The sequence below is a fragment of the Paenibacillus mesotrionivorans genome (assembly GCF_046098205.1).
GTDB lineage: Bacteria > Bacillota > Bacilli > Paenibacillales > NBRC-103111 > Paenibacillus_AR > Paenibacillus_AR mesotrionivorans.
This window is the reverse complement of sequence record NZ_JBJURJ010000004.1, coordinates 35,769-49,400: the sequence shown is the minus strand read 5'-3', so window position 1 is coordinate 49,400 and position 13,632 is coordinate 35,769. Positions and strand designations below refer to the sequence as shown.

The following is a 13,632-nucleotide window of genomic DNA, read 5'->3' as shown; positions in this document are numbered from 1 at the left end:
CTGTGATCTTATAAAATCGTCCAGAAAAAATATTGGTATATAAAAAATAAAAACAGCTCCCCTAAGGGAACTGTTTGAAATGAGGATTGCATGTAAGCGACGGCATGAAATTAATCATGTGCATCAAAGCAACGCTTCCCAATGAGCTGGTGTTTCCTTTAAGCTTGTACAAGCTTTGTTTCAGCACTCAGGAAGAGCATGGAGTGATTTTTTTGGGGAGTTTATTGAGTATGCTTGTTTAGGTACGATGGCGGATCTCATGCAGCTACAGGGGGAAAATAGAATCATAGCCAAGCTCGGAATGATGAAGCTCAAACAAACCCCTTCGCCTGTATTTAGAGAATTAACTCGGCAACTTTTTGTCCGTTCGTTTACTTGTGATACCATCTACTATAAAATAGCCCCTATTTTTAATGCGATCGGACCAATTGATGATCCTAATAAAGCTGTTCAACTTTTACTAGTTTCAGCCTCTGATGAACGGACCATAGCGGATTTGATCAGTTACAATGAGCGGCGAAAAGTCATAACGGCTGACCAGTTCTTTTTGGTTGATGCCCGCATCCAAAGTCAAAACCTTCACGAAAACCAAGTGATCGTGGTTCAAGGAGAATTACACGAAGGGATTATCGAAATTTTGGCATCAAGGATAACCGAAAAATACAAAAAGCCATCCATTGTTATTACTCAGGAAGGCAAAGGATCGGCTCGTAGTGTGCCGAATTCAGGCTTCTCTATCATTGAAACTATCAAACGTGCATCAGGAAATTTAAAGAGTTTTGGAGGGCATCAAGCCGCTGCAGGGTTGTCCATTGAGGTTGAAAGATTATCGGCTTTCCGTTATGAAATCCAACAATCCGCCTTACTAGAACCCGCTATTCGTCCTAGCATAACATTTGATCATGAAATAAATATCGATCAATTCCAAGACGAAATGTACGAGGATCTCTTTCTGTTGGAGCCATTCGGAAACGGAAACCGTAAACCTGTTTATTACTCCAAAGATACCATCATCACGAAATGGAAACCGTTCGGTAAACAAGATGCCCATATGAACATTAAGACGAAAAAAAATAAAGCAATCCTGTTTTACCACAACAACCAGTTCAACGCTCTACCCGACCAGAGGATTGATTTTCTCTATAAGCCTTCATTTAACCACAATAAAAAGGAGTTTATTGTTACAGAATATTGTTAAAAGAAGCAGAATCGATTTAGGATTCTGCTTCTTTGTTGGAAATTATGGCCTTAACCCTCACTTATTTAAGAACAAGCGGTGATCAATTATAAGTATTTCATACATTCCTGTATTTCTTTAATTTGAAAGATTCTTGTTTTTGCTGCATCTAAGTTTGTTAAAATTAATTCGATTAATTCTTTAGTTCTTGGTTCCTGTAGATCTAAATTGATTAAACCAAGTATTGCTTTTACATGACTTCTACAATTATCGTAGGATAATTGAACTCGCAAAGTAGGTCCTGAGAGCAGCTTCACTAATTTATTGACCCTCTTGGAGTTTAATAAACTTATTATATAATCGTAAATTGGTCTTGCCATAGGAGAAACTCCATCGTGATACCAAGTACCGTTACCAATTCTGCAAATCAAAATTGCTTCTATTAATTTATCCTCAAAGTATTCCAAAATATCGCTTTCTTCTTTAATATAGTTTTTTATTTCCTTTGCTATCGGCACTTCGTGGTGAAAATTATCACGTTGTTCATGAACATTTAAAAGCCGATCTAGTAGAATATCAATTTCCCTAGACTTAGTCCCTTCACTTTTGTAATTCATTCCGTCACATTTAAGCAAAAAGCTATTTGCTAATGCCGTTGTCTCTGTATCCAAATTTATTGAATACTTATCAACTTTAAGCCCCACTTCATACCGCTTATCATCACGGCTACAATCCCAAACAATTGGGGCTAATGTTAATATGTTTTCCCTTACTTTAGGATGGGTATTTTTTTTTGTAAATATCCCAAACAGGGTTACTAATAAATTACCTGCAATTGCTCGATTCTGTTGTTGCAATGTATCACTTATCTGCTTAACGCTTGCTTCGCTAATTTCCAGGCTTTCATTTCTGAGATTTGTAACTAATTGCTGAATAAATATAGCGGCTTCAGACGGTCTATCAGCAATAACTTGAGTAACACATACTTCTAACCAACCTAGTAACTCATGTGTCGATATTGGTTCGTCTGTTGGGTGGGAGGCCCCTATATGATTCCGCATAAATAAAATATGCTTAAGTTTTTCATGAAGGATGTCAGAAATTAACTCCAACTTTTTACATGTGTCAATTAAGACTACATCCTTGATACTTCCAAGGTCTTCGTAACTGGAATAGGTCTCTCGAAGTTCTCCACCTACAGCAGCATCATAAAATAAATCCAAACCGTATAAGTTTACTTTTTCCCTTAGTGAAAGGATTACTTCATTCCATAAATAGTTTAGTGAAGCATCATATAAACCAATTGCCGAACTTGCAACAAATTTGGAAAGGTACCTAGCGTCCTTTTTTAATTCAGGTGGTATTTGACCTAAAGTCATTGGCAGATTTATTGCCATGACGTTTCTCTCGTGATCCGAGACTAAAATTCCATCAGATGGGAGACCCAATCCCTTTAAATATGCTTGAAAACCGCTTGAAGTTATTATTGAAGGATTAGATTGATTCCCTGACACTACCGTTACTTCTTGTTCTGACATTTTTACCACCTCATATATGTATAGATTATTTATCGGCATCGTTTTCAAATACCCCCCACTATTGTATCTTAAATGGTTGGATAATACAGTAAATTCTTTCCTGAATTATTAAAAGAAAATCTATCACTATAATAAAGATCAAAAGTTAGGGTTTCAAAATCAAAATGTTATCCCTTAAAAAGTATCCATCTATGACTTGGATGCTCATATCATTAAATCCTATAATTACCCCTTCATGTTCTGTTCTCCCGCCCATCATTATCCGCACTACCCGTTTCGTCTCCACCAAATTTTTAAGTTCATGATCGGTTGCTCTTTTAGCCATTCTTTTCGCTCTCCTTTTAACAACAAAAAAACCGTACTCAAAATCGACTCACATAACGGGTCAAATTGAATACGGTTCTTCCGTTTCATATGTTTTTTATATCATACCAAATTTTCATTAAACATTCTCAACCAATATTTGGAATACCTAAGCTAAGCGTTGGAGTGTAGGTTCCATATAACAATCAAGAAATTCTTCTGTGACGCCGCGGATTTTTCTTCGCTGACATAAAGCGTATAATTCATCAACGGCTGAATAAGGGAAGTACCTTGTATCTAGATCCTTAAATTGTTCTTCGTTGGCTACTCTAAATACTTTCTCCCTTAATTCGTCAGGGGCTACAATAACGTATCTGGTTAAGAATGGCGGTAAAGCATCCTTTAGCCTCATCATTCTGTTTAATCCGCTTGTAACACCTGTGCTATGTTCAACTTCCATTACAGCAGGCATCAATTTCCCGTTTTTAAACCAAATACAATCAATTAGTTGGGCAGCATGATACGCCTCTTCAAACGAAGATATAATTTTTTCATTTCTTAAGGAACTGACTACAGTCTCCATTTCAATCAGCTTCTTATTTTTGTAAGTAATCCCCTTGTCATTACGAGCAATCCAGGTTCGAAAGCCTACCGCGGCTATCCCTAAGCGTTAATTCAAAATAATTTGTTGCTTCACCTTCCAAAGAAAGTCGCCGTCTACAAAAACACTTGCTTTATTCATTGTTGCGGAATATCGTTTTTCTCGTGCATCAACTAGCAGAAGTTCAAAATCAAATTGCTCAGCGCATATGCCGTATTCATCAATATTTAGTCTAAAAGGATCTGACGACTCAAAACCAACCATCAAATGTCCAACTACTTCTGACTTTGGTGGCAATGCTAATTTGAAATCCGCTCCAATAAATTCATCCAATCCATACACGTGATGCCTTGATAACTCTTTTCCTTGATCATTGCGAATGTACAACGTGCCCCCGATTATTGTAATAGGCAATTCTGTTGTATTCGCCAATACTACTTCTATTGATGCGCAACCTTTTGCATCATGTACGGCGTGTAATGAATGTTCTAGAAATCTTATCTCGAACAGTCCTTTGTTTAAATACATATAATCAAAGTCACTGCGTTTAGCCACCGTATTCGTACTTCCTTTGCGAATCAAACAATATCCCTCGTTCAATCTGTCAAATTTCTTCCTTATCATGTATGGCTTATTGTCTGTTTTATAAATTTTAAAAACACCTAGCACCGAACCTTTATATTCATATTTGAAATAATCAAACTGTATTTCCGGTTCGATATTATTCAGAATTAACTGCACATAATTAGACGAATCTATAAATTCTTGCGGATCTATTCCTTTTATCTCCTTACATTCTGGTCGATCCTTGACTCCAACAATGATGTATTTTTCTCCATTATGCCGTGAATTAGCCATCGCCATTATATCCATAAGTAAGTCCATACTCTTGTCTCTATGGTATTGCTTCTCTTTAAAGTCTAGTTAATCGCACTCATAGCCGAACTCAATTAATTCAGAAATCTTATCCATTGGCACCTCACTATAACCTTATGTATAACGCACTATATATTTACAGTAAAAATTCTACATCAAACAAGAAAATCCTACCCTATCCCCAAGATTTTCCCAAGAATATAGACCGATAGCAGCATATTAAAAAGGATGAATAGCGATCGTGTTAGCACACGTGCTACTCATCCTTTTATTTTTTAAGCAAATCACTTAATTGTACGGTTAGCTTATCATCCAACTCTCATGTACTTTTCATGTGCATAGTACAGTCTAAAACTAAATCAGATACTAACTCTTGCTGTCTTAATGACATGTTTATATATACGGTTGGAAACCTCTTTCTAAGAGAGCGAAGGTTTAGTGGTAATCCAGCATTACTTAATCTCTTTAATGCAACAGGAAGAAATCTAATTTGAAATTTCTCTGGGTCTTCGAAGTATTGTTTGAGCTTACTTTTGGCTATCGGCAACTTATACGGCACCTTTCTTATGCGATTTCTATCAATAATCGGAAGGTTCTTTAAAATCATAGCAGAGGTTATACGTCTGTCTGGTGGAGGGGACTTATACACTTGCCTAGCTACCTCATCAATTCTCCGACATATCTCCCTCTCCTCTTTTTCCCAATTAACTTTCTCCGTGTGTTTCTTCGATACAGGCAATAAATTCTCTATCCAAGTCCTATCATTTTTTAGTAACCAATCATAGGTAGTTGCATCCTTCTTTCTTAGTTTGCTTCTCTTCAGTTCATCCACTCCAAGCAATAAATCTTTGAATTTACTTCTGTATAACATCCTTCTGTCTATTGTCTCCCTGCTGCAAGAAACTTGGGCAAAAGACGCATTTATCTCTTCTAACTGAGCAGATTCCTCTTTTAACTCTATTCCCCTTATTAAAACTCCATATCTAGTCAGGGTCTTTTTAACAGTTACATACGATGTTTTAAGTTGTTTTGCTATACTACTTATGGTACTACCTTGTTTGTTGAGCATGAGAATCGTTTCATAAAATTCTTTACTTTTTAAGACCATAGGTCTTTCATCTTGCTCGTCTCTTTCAGGCCAATGCCAAAATTTTTTGTATGAACTTGCACAAAAACTACATCTAAACTCACAGATTATACGAAAACCACGGTCATTAGATCGCACGCACTGACTTATAATTTTTGTATTATAATACGGACAAATCTTATTTATACATTTCCATGGTCCGTTCCCAAAAGGAATAGGAAGAGTATAAGTTGGCTGGGTTTCAAAAAAGTTCTGGACTGAGCCGGCAAGAAACTTCATTAATAGTAGAAAAAAGATGACATTTACTGAACCTTTTGATTTAGAATTAATCATATTCTGTAAAGTACTGCTCGAATAAAGATACGCTGAGGTCAGTCCTAACTTATCTAATTCGGACTCACCAAATTGATCTATAATGTCTTTGATTAACTTTCGACGAAATAATACACTTCCAGTGAATGAGTAATACCCTTTTTCCCCGAGCCAGTTCTCAATCCTTGACAAAAATATGGGTCGAGTGAGACCTGTTGAATAATGCTTAAAATCCTCAAATTCTTGGTACATTATTTCCTCAAGCTGTGATATACATTGACCAATTGTTTTTTTAATTACATGACCGTTTGGGCAATAAGGAGCATTTAATAGTATGTCACCTGCTGGGGAGGTTAGGTAAGCGTTACATTCAGGACATTTAGTAATTAGAACCTCGCTATGCTTTGGACATAGCGTTAAGAACTCAATTTGATGTGTTTTATGAATGTAACACTCTCCAAAGGAATTAAAATCGCTTTCTATACAAACAGCACAATAACGGATTTTCTCTGAGAGGAGTTTCTTTCCAGTAAACATTGCATGTCTTGCACTGTAAATATTGTTGGCTGAAAAAGGAGCTATATAATTATGCAAAGTGTGTTTCTCAATCAAATTATCCACGTTGTCAGTTAATTGATTTTGTAAATATGTTATATTTTCTGGAACAGGGACGTTTGTATGACTCTTACTTCCAAAAAGTTCAGTTAATGAATGTGCAAACCGTCTATTTCCAGACATTTTATGGTATCGAAAAATAATACTCCGTAGATCTTCGTCCTCATAAATACGAGGAAAAAAGGCTAACAATAAACCTCACCTCTTGAAATAAGGTTATGACTCTATCCCGTCATAATCATCTTGTAATACATTTCAACTGGTTCTCTTAAAGGTACATTTAAACCAGCCTCTTTTAGTAATCTCCAACCCTGAATCCTTATACTTCGATTGGCAAGGCGTGTGGTAGCACATCCAAGACGCCGAATCTGAAATTGCTCAGTCGTTTCACATACTCGATCCAGAAAAAGCTTTGTTTCCGGAAGCTTATTTAAACACTTCTCCAAGACAAAAGGAACCTTTGATCGATTTAGAGATCGTGACACTGCTGAAATGGTAATCCGTTGCGGCTTCAGCGTTTGCCTCTTTAAAGCAAAAACTGCATGTTGTACTTCAATCAAAGTTACCCGATCACGTTCATCCCAATCTTTTATTGCCGTTCTAAGATCCCCCTCTCGCTCTTTTACCGAAGAAGTTATTAGCTCTGCCTTTTGTACTTGTGAAAATATGTTGATTGGGGTCCCCTCGGAGCTTCTTTGTTTAAAGTTGGTAATCCCTAGAAAACTAGCCAGCAGAATGTGACGAAGGGGATGAAACATTAAGTCATTACCTCTAACCATCTTGTGAAGCCATGTTTCGAATTGACGCTCATTGACTTCACACTGCAGCTGCTTTAGAAACTTTGGGGAGAAATATTCGTTGAACTCTCGCATTAGCTTCAAAAAGCGTATACGTCCATGTTCTGTTATATAGCCCTTGTCATGAAAACTTTGCTTAAACTCAACGAAATAATCCATATTTGCTCTGTCTACCTGTTGTAGTTGACTAGACTGTTCCGCGACCATTACAAAATGATTTAATAGGTCAGAATTAATTTGAATACTGCTGGACGTATCAGCTGTGCCTACGTTACTCAGCAAACTGAATTCAAATTTCTTCTCGCGCGTCGTATAGGAAACATTCGAGTTCTCTAAGGGAACCTTATGTCTGGGACACACAAATACGCCCGGAATTTGGTGGGAACTATGCCAATACGGTTCATGGTAATCTGAAATATCCGAGGCATAGCACGACCTGCAGTATTTTAAATGTGTTGGCAATTTGATGAGGCTTGCTGGTATTCCTAGTACTATATGGACTTCTCCCCATGGGGCTCCTTCACTCATTAGTTTAAAGATGGTTTGGGCTTTTTCTTGCGGAAGAAATGCACTGTAATACGGATACAGAGTGTGCCTCATGATAAGATCCTCAACTGTATAAACTGAACCCAGTCGTTCAGATAGATGCCTCAGATGGCTCGGCAAATCAACCGTTGCACATACAAGGCGATCACCAAATAGTTCTTTAATCGTTTGCTTCTGCGCGGTGTTTCCGGAGATTTGGTGATATCTCGCAATCCCACTATAAAGCAGCTCATCAGGGTATAAAGAAGGGAAATGGGCTACCAATAGAATCATTCCTTTGCAAAAATTTTATTAGTAGTTTTCCCTTCATGTTGTGCATTTAGTACAGCCTCAAATAATCAGTTTGGACAAATCTTCTTCTGTGGGTATGGAACCAAGCTTGACCAGATTTTGGTAGATTTCTTCACTCTTTGCCGCGCCGCTTGTGGCAGCATTTCTCAAATCATCTACGTCCAGATTACTAGGCGCCGTTTTTCTGGTCATCCTTTTCCTTGGTTGTTTATTTTGCTCTTGCTCTGCTTGATTGTCTGTTATAGGATTGTGAATATCTGCCGCGGCACCATTGAACTCAATTTCTTGAAACAATTCTTTTCTCAACCGGACCAGGTCACTCTCGGTCTCGTTCCGCAGCAAGATACGTTTCGCCAGCTCCTCAGCACTCTCAGCCGTGGCTCCAAAGTCGATTGCCGTTTTAACCAACTCAAGGTATCTGGCCTGATCGAGTTCAATATTCTCGTCTCGCAAAAGCTTAGAACGTATCTCCCCTTGAAGATTGACCTTCTCTTCTGAATTGCGCAGGAACTGGTCTAATACATCCCACTGCGGATACAAGTCATCCACAAGAATTTTAGCCGAAGGATCATTTCGCTTTAGAACTTGAAGAAGCGGCTGAACCAGTTGCATATGTCTTCTCGCGACGTCCCTAAGCAACCCGACTGTAACGCGTTCTTTAGTATCATCCCCGTCCATGATGACTTCCCATTGGGCCAACATATAGAGTTTTACAGCGATGTCCACGATCCCCTGAGATAGCTTGTACATTTCCTTTTTCAGGGGGTCAGTCAACTTTGTAGAGGAATTTGTCCACTGATATTTCCACAACCGTTCAATGAAGTAATCCCACTCCTCACCTTCTGTCAATCGATCCATGATCATATCACCTTGACCAGTGCTTCTTCTCGCTTGACTAAATGATCCCGACAACAGCTTCATTGCTTTAAAGGTCCCGATCAAAATAACGGGCACACCAATTGTATTAATCAATTGCGTAAAGTAGTTTAGCATTCTTTCAGCACCACCACTTTTCATAAAACTGAGGTTCTGAATCTCATCGATGACGAGTGCGCCAAGTCCATGGAGCGTTGCAATATGGGCCATGACAGGTAAAAGCATGTCGACCGATGAGCCTTTTGATGCAAATTTCCTAAAATAATTTGTCTCTAGCACAGAGTCAACAGCTTGCAGGAAGTTAAAGCATAATCCCTTCAGCGAACCGTCGTGAGGGCAGTTGAGCTTAAGCCACACAAGCTGCTTACGAATAAAGGGCTGCCCTTGATACGTCGAGTGGTGGATAACCTGCGGGTATAACAGCAACGAACTTTCGATAGCAGTTGTTTTTCCTTGGCCACTTACACCGAGAATAGCAAACCCTGCCGCAGTCGACCGAATGCCCACCAGATTGATGCCCTCATCATTCACCCCGGACTCAAGTATATTCTGAAAGCCAATATGGAACTGTTTAACTGATTCCCGTGTCAATGGATTTCTCGCTTTGTACCCGTGACGCATTAGTCGCGAGAGCCGTTGTTCGATAAGCAGGTGTGAAGGCAAAGGTTCAACATAATCCGCAATCTGTTGGATTAAATGGAGCCTTGTTTGTTTCCCTAACTTGCGTTGCTCCTCATTATGATCAGGAAACCTTGCGATATTAGATCCCACGAATTCTTCCTCAAAAATCGGCGGCAAGGCTTCAATAAAGGGGTTATTTTTGTATCCGGTGATTTCTTGTGCCAAATATTCAGCATTAACCTGACGACCAATAAGACTTTGAGTAAAGTGATACATTCCCTCGATATTAACTCTTCGATCCATCTTACCCTTCCTTTCTGATCCTTGATAATAAACCAAGCTTTGACCTTGGGGTGAAAGAGGTCTCGTTTTCTACATCATCCTCAGCCATCACTACTCCATAATCACTGCTGCTGTTAGCCTTGTTTAACTCAAAACTCTGTAATTTGCGTAATTTATCACGCTCTTCCTTTCGGTTTGTCCGGATATCTGCCTTGCGTTCAGTTTTCGTCAGTGAATGATCTCTTTCGGCATTCACTCGTACCTCTGCATCCTTTTTGATTTTTTCTAATCGAGTACTTAGGTCTACATCTTGTTGGTTCCTCGTGGATTGATATAGACTCTTTTGAAGCTTCTCCTCGAATCGTTTCATTCCCACTTCTTCCAAGGTCAAATCTTGAAACCTTGAAGACTTATCCAATAGATAACACTTCATAAACTCTTTACCGTCACGCCGTTTAATATAAATGTGGTTCATGTTTCGTCTGTCAAACGCGATGACAGCTTTAGTTGATTTCCCCTGAACGAACCACCCCAGTTCCACCAGTTCATCACACCCGTAATACATCCCTTCGAACTGGATTCCTTCACTGCTTACTGTTGCCTTAGCTTCCTCCAACACGTTTAGGCGTACAATATCAGGATGTACTTCGTGCAAAAAGTGATCACGTTGCATTCCCCAATTCCATAATTCCCTGGGGATAGGCTTTATATTGTCTTTAGACAATGCTTTGTCTAAAGGATAATGCTCCATGTAATGATAATTATTCCGATGCAAAATCATCTCAATAACCATCTTAGTAAAATCATTTATAGTTAGTTTTGCGTCAAGAACATAGTCGGGGCCTCCCCTCTTTCTATATTCTTTCTTTACTGCACCTGGCATCCAAGGTTGAAGCGTTAGGTTTAGTGTACGAAACTGCTGTTCAACAATCCCTTTTAGATCAGCGCGATATGGAGGGGCATTTTTCAATTTAATACCTAAGGCTTTCGCCAACGAGTCCGCCTTTTTGCTCTCCATTTCTCCACGGTCGGCGTAAAAGTGTTGAGGCATATGATGACATGGCCATTCGTCGTCTGTGATTTCAACCCCATATTCTGCACAAAACTCAACTTTATTCACTACAGTATTCTCAACGGCCATCGTTACGCCTAACCATGAAGGTCCCTCAAAACCGATGTATAGGCCAACGACCATGTGCGTCCAAACATCCACCACAATATAGACCACTGGTCTTCCTATGATCTGATCGACATTATCTGTGCTAATCAGGTAAACATCAGCAACCGTAGCATCGATCTCAAAGATTTGGCCAGGACCTGTAGCGCGTCTTGTTTCTGAACCTAACAATGGTCTAAAATCACGATCAAAAGCAACTTTTCCCTCACGTGCCACCATTCTTTTGCGTCTCGTATATCTCGTCCTAATGTGATATCTAAGCTGGGCGATACTTGGGACTTTATGATCGGGGAGGATGATTGGAATTTCGATTCCCCTAACCATTTTTGTTTCGACCCCAAAGCGTTTCTTCAACATCTCAACATATGTAAATTTGACCGAATCTCGTCTATTGACCTTCAAGTACACATTGCGAATAAAATCATCAAAAATCCTTCTGGTTTCCTCATCAACTAGTACCCCTGATAGTCCGGGATCAACAGTGACAGTTAGCCGTGACCTCCCCATTTTTTGTTTTGGGTTTTTTGGCTTACCTAGACCACCGCACTTCCGAAAACGAGGGAGCAAAGCATTTTCCTTTTTGCCTCCCATCCAGTAATAGCGAAGGTATTTATAAATAAACTTCTTACCTTTACCTGTACGATCACATAGTTCCTTGATCATCCGATACCGTTCTTTTGAATCATATATGTTAGGCTCGATTTCTACGATCTCTTTAATGCAAGCCCAGGCGTGGTCTCTAATCTTAATTTCATTTTTACTAAGCTTATCCTCAGGAACCATGAACTTTGCATAGGGATCGTACTGCAGTTTAATAACTTGCCCAGAATCCAACTCATTCTCCATATTGGAGAGGGATTTAAATTGGGGAAGAGCGCTATCGTTAATAATGGAGATTGTAATAACCGCATCTTTTTCTTTGTTTATCCAAAGCACCCTTTCGCAATCAAGCAACTTGCCGTTTTCCTCACGCTTCATAACATTGTTAACAAGAATGTTCATACAATACCTCCCCGGTGACAGACTGCGTGAATTTGAAGCGGCTGCAATGTAGGTAGAATTCGTTTTGTCATATCAACGTTCCAATAACGATTAGCTATCAAGTGCCTTACAATCTGAATGCAGGTACCCGTCGGCAATCCATGCTTAAAATCCTGTTCCAGAGTGACATCCGTCAAGGGAGAATCACTTTGCGAGATCGCTTGACCGAGGAACGGTTCTATATGCTTTATGAGCTCGGGTGTAAGGTGCATATGGCCTTCCAGCGATCTTGCCGAGTGCAACCATTCCACATTACGAACAAGGTCATAATTTATTTGTTTTTCAGTGATTAGCGACCAGTCGATTCCTTGGTCTTTGTAGAACTGCTTTTCGATTTGCAGTTTTTCCAACACACGTTTGCTTAACTTGTTAGACGGCTTAATTGAATGTGCTGCAAAACTGATATCATCTCCCATTTTGATCGTCAGCAACATATCAGTTGTCATCACAACAGGGTATTTCGTTTTCGGATCTACAGGATGTCTTATGCCTAGTTTTTGCGCAATGAATAGCGTCCTTTCTAACGGCAACAATGGAAACTGCTCTCGAATATCTATGACATCTTCCGCCCATTCCATCTGATAATGATGCGCGAGCTCTAGATGCTCCGAGAGATAGTGATGTAGTCGCCGGCTCTTCCATCCAAAAATTCGTGTTACAACTCCTATTGAAGGTACATCATGAATGGTTAGCCATGGTTTGTAGGCTGCAAAATGGCCTTCCCCTCTTCCCTCCCGAATTCGCCTTGCAATCGATGAAGCGGTCGAAGCCGTACGTCGCTTAGCCACATGTACTCCTCCTTGTTAATTATTTTTCTACATTATCTATATACTAGTTAAATCATTATTGACTGTAATGATATACGAACATTATTTAACCTGTCAACTTCTACGGTTAAATAATTTACTATATTGAATTCGAATGCTATTATGTAATCATAGGATGGTGAGCTAGTAGTGTCATTGATAGGGGAAAAAATCAAAGAACGAAGAACGCTCAGTCAGTGGACTCAAGAGGTGCTTGCACAGAAAATGGAGACAACGAAGCACGTAATATCCAATTGGGAACGTGGTGTCGCCAATCCCGATCATAAGCAAATCGCCATGTTGGCTAATGTATTTGAGGTTACAGCAGATTATTTACTTGGACTTACAGAATATCCTGAACCACAGTTCCGTGACCCATTCGGTCAGATTTACTTTCTACCAGCTATTGATTACTCTTTTATTAGGGGGGCAAGCTGGGATCTAGTAAAATTACTTGATTCAGGAATTGACCTCTCTATAAATGATGAATTGTTACCTTTGGAAGATAAACGACTCTTGTCTGCTTTGGTGGAACAAACTATAAGCAGAATTCAGCAGGTGCGCCAGCAAATGAAAGAAGAGGAAGAGAATAAGAGACATTCTAACGATGACACTCTCTTCTAAGATCTCTCCGTACGGTTTTGATATTGCACAATCCTTAATTCTAGTTTTTGATGTACTCGACC

Annotated in this window: 10 protein-coding genes and 1 pseudogene; 2 read left to right on the top strand and 9 right to left on the bottom strand. The window is 39.3% G+C overall.

The window, feature by feature from the left end; all coding sequences use genetic code 11:
* Positions 1–175: 175 nt before the first annotated feature.
* On the top strand, positions 176–1,198 hold the full coding sequence (locus ACI1P1_RS06920) for a DHHA1 domain-containing protein (RefSeq protein WP_416215633.1): 1,023 nt from the start codon (positions 176–178) through the stop codon (positions 1,196–1,198).
* Between the two features lie 86 nt (positions 1,199–1,284).
* On the opposite strand, the gene ACI1P1_RS06915 is transcribed toward ACI1P1_RS06920, so the two are convergent.
* The 9 genes and pseudogenes from ACI1P1_RS06915 to ACI1P1_RS06875 all read right to left on the bottom strand — a co-directional run bounded on the left by ACI1P1_RS06915 (position 1,285) and on the right by ACI1P1_RS06875 (position 12,928).
* Positions 1,285–2,715 (bottom strand): hypothetical protein, encoded by a 1,431-nt coding sequence (locus ACI1P1_RS06915; protein WP_416215632.1) that lies wholly within the window; start codon positions 2,713–2,715, stop codon positions 1,285–1,287.
* Between the two features lie 145 nt (positions 2,716–2,860).
* The gene (locus ACI1P1_RS06910) at positions 2,861–3,040 is read right to left on the bottom strand and encodes a hypothetical protein (RefSeq protein ID WP_416215631.1); all 180 of its coding nucleotides are present in this window, start codon (positions 3,038–3,040) and stop codon (positions 2,861–2,863) included.
* A 147-nt stretch (positions 3,041–3,187) separates the two neighbouring features.
* Entirely contained in the window at positions 3,188–3,601 is a 414-nt protein-coding gene (locus ACI1P1_RS06905; protein ID WP_416215630.1) for a hypothetical protein, read from the bottom strand.
* Positions 3,602–3,688: 87 nt separating this feature from the next.
* Positions 3,689–4,531, bottom strand: a pseudogene (locus tag ACI1P1_RS06900) (AlbA family DNA-binding domain-containing protein); the annotation flags it as partial.
* A 283-nt stretch (positions 4,532–4,814) separates the two neighbouring features.
* Positions 4,815–6,701, bottom strand: coding sequence for a TnsD family Tn7-like transposition protein (locus tag ACI1P1_RS06895; protein WP_416215629.1), 1,887 nt, complete (start codon positions 6,699–6,701; stop codon positions 4,815–4,817).
* Between the two features lie 32 nt (positions 6,702–6,733).
* Entirely contained in the window at positions 6,734–8,116 is a 1,383-nt protein-coding gene (locus ACI1P1_RS06890; protein WP_416215628.1) for a TnsD family Tn7-like transposition protein, read from the bottom strand.
* 66 nt (positions 8,117–8,182) lie between these two features.
* Positions 8,183–9,943: an AAA family ATPase gene (locus tag ACI1P1_RS06885; protein ID WP_416215627.1), complete on the bottom strand. Its 1,761-nt coding sequence runs from the start codon at positions 9,941–9,943 to the stop codon at positions 8,183–8,185.
* Between the two features lies 1 nt (position 9,944).
* Positions 9,945–12,101 carry a Mu transposase C-terminal domain-containing protein gene (locus ACI1P1_RS06880; protein WP_416215626.1) on the bottom strand — a complete coding sequence of 719 codons (2,157 nt, stop codon included), beginning with the start codon at positions 12,099–12,101 and terminating at the stop codon, positions 9,945–9,947.
* On the bottom strand, positions 12,098–12,928 hold the full coding sequence (locus tag ACI1P1_RS06875; RefSeq protein ID WP_416215625.1) for a TnsA endonuclease N-terminal domain-containing protein: 831 nt from the start codon (positions 12,926–12,928) through the stop codon (positions 12,098–12,100). The genes ACI1P1_RS06880 and ACI1P1_RS06875 overlap by 4 nt, the downstream gene beginning before the upstream one ends.
* Before the next feature lie 168 nt (positions 12,929–13,096).
* Here ACI1P1_RS06875 and ACI1P1_RS06870 point away from each other — a divergent pair, with 168 nt between their 5' ends.
* Entirely contained in the window at positions 13,097–13,570 is a 474-nt protein-coding gene (locus ACI1P1_RS06870; protein WP_416215624.1) for a helix-turn-helix domain-containing protein, read from the top strand.
* The last annotated feature ends 62 nt before the right edge of the window (positions 13,571–13,632 follow it).